Here is a 1,882-nt window from a genome sequence, read left to right as displayed (position 1 = left end):
AATAGCGCGGTTGGAACGGCTTCTCACAGCCATGACCACCCAACCCGACCAACCCCTCGCCGCCATCGACCTACTCGACGAATCCGAACACACCCACCTCGACACCCTGAGCAACCGCGCCACCTTGATAACGACCACTGGTCCAGCGGACTCGATTCCGGCGCTGTTCACCGCCCAGGTCGCGCGCACTGCCGACGCGGTGGCGATCCGCGACGCAAACCTGTCACTGACCTACCGCGAGCTCGAGGACACCGCGAACCAACTGGCCCACCTCCTGGCCGCCCACGGCGCAGCCCCCGGACACTGCATCGCACTGCTACTGCCCCGCAGCGCCGAAGCGATCACCGCCATCCTGGCCGTCCTCAAAACCGGCGCCGCCTACCTGCCCATCGACCCGGCGTTGCCAGAAGCACGTGTCGGGTTCATGCTCGACGACGCCGCACCCATCGCCGCGGTCAGCACCGCGCAACTGCGTGCCCGGCTCGAGGGCTTCGGCGGGGCGGTCATCGAGGTCGAGGACCCCCACATCCACACCTATCCCCACACCGGTTTGCCGGCGCCGGCCGCCGATGACATCGCCCACATCATCTACACATCGGGCACTACCGGGGTGCCCAAGGGTGTAGCGGTCACCCACCACAACGTCACTCAGCTGATGCGGGCGCTGGATGCAGGCATGTCGGCGCCGGGGCCGGCAAAGGTGTCGACGCAGTGGCATTCGTATGCCTTCGACGCGTCCGTCCGGGAGATCTGGGGGGCGCTGCTGCACGGCGGACGCCTGGTGGTGGTGCCTGAAGAGGTCACCCGCTCCCCGCAAGACTTCCACGCCCTCCTCGTTGCCGAACACGTCAACGTCTTAAGCCAAACCCCCTCAGCGATGGATGTGTTGTCCCCGCAAGGGTTGGAGTCGGCGGCGTTGGTGGTTGGCGGCGAGCCGTGCCCTGCCTCGCTGGTGGATCGGTGGGCGCCGGGCCGGGTGATGGTCAACGCCTATGGGCCGACAGAGACCACGGTGGACGTGTCAATTAGTGCGCCGCTGGTGGCGGGGTCGGGGGCGCCGCCGATCGGTTCGCCGGTGGCTGGGGCGGCGTTGTTCGTCCTTGATGGGTGGTTGCGTCCGGTGCCGGTGGGGGTGGTCGGTGAGTTGTATGTGGCCGGCGCCGGGGTGGGGGTGGGTTATGTGGGCCGGGCGGGGTTGACCGGGTCGCGGTTCGTGGCGTGTCCGTTCGGGGCGCCGGGGCAGCGGATGTATCGGACCGGGGATCTGGTGTGTTGGCGCGCTGATGGGCAGCTGGACTATCTGGGCCGCGCGGATGAGCAGGTCAAGATCCGCGGCTACCGCATCGAACTCGGCGAGATCCAGGCCGCCCTGACCGGGTTGGAGGGGGTGGAGCAGGCGGTGGTGCTCGCCCGCGAAGACCAACCCGGGGCCAAACGCCTGATCGGCTACATCACCGGCACCGCCGACCCCGCGACCCTGCGTAGCGCACTGGCCGAACGGTTGCCGGATTACATGATCCCCGCCGCGGTGGTGGGGCTCGAAGCGTTGCCGTTGACCGCTAACGGCAAGCTCGACATCCGCGCGTTGCCCGCCCCGGATTACACCGGGCACTATCGCGCTCCGGCCACGGCCACCGAGGAGATCTTGGCCGGGATTTACGCCGAAGTGCTCGGTGTGCAGCGGGTCGGGGTGGAGGACTCGTTCTTCGAGCTGGGCGGGGATTCGCTGTCGGCGATGCGTTTGATCGCCGCGATCAACAAGGGTCTGGACACTGGTCTTTCCGTGCGGGCGGTGTTCGAGGCACCCGCCGTTGCCCAATTGGCGCCGCTTATCCATGGGGAGACGGGCCGGGTAGAGCCATTGGTGGCCCAACCGCGTCCG

The 1,882-nt window shown here is 68.0% G+C and carries 1 protein-coding gene; it reads left to right on the top strand.

The genetic code is table 11. The features are described from left to right. Window positions 1-1,882, top strand: a 1,882-nt coding sequence (locus AC5Y30_RS25365; RefSeq protein WP_499922039.1) for a non-ribosomal peptide synthetase, incomplete at both ends; no start/stop codon positions are given.

This window comes from Mycobacterium sp. NGS27, assembly GCF_059813005.1.
This window is presented reverse-complemented; position numbering and strand designations above follow the sequence as displayed.